We start from the raw sequence: 270 nt of genomic DNA on the forward strand, positions 1-270 counted from the left end.
CTATTACCCCGCATACCAATTTCAATGCAGAGTGCTATATCCTCGGCAAGGACGAGGGTGGTCGTCATACTCCGTTCTTTAACGGCTATCGTCCCCAGTTTTATTTCAGAACAACCGACGTTACCGGTGTTGTCACGCTCGCTGAGGGTGTGGAAATGGTAATGCCCGGGGACAACATCAGCGCAGCGGTTGAGTTGATTACGCCGATTGCTATGGATGTCGGTCTGCGATTTGCCATCCGTGAAGGCGGGCGAACTGTTGGTGCCGGTG

General features: G+C 53.3%; 1 pseudogene. It reads left to right on the plus strand.

Features of this window, described 5'->3' with window-relative positions:
- Positions 1–270: pseudogene (gene tuf / locus FCL47_RS24205) on the plus strand (elongation factor Tu); the annotation flags it as partial.

This window comes from Desulfopila sp. IMCC35006 (assembly GCF_005116645.1).
Classification (GTDB): Bacteria; Desulfobacterota; Desulfobulbia; order Desulfobulbales; family Desulfocapsaceae; genus Desulforhopalus_A.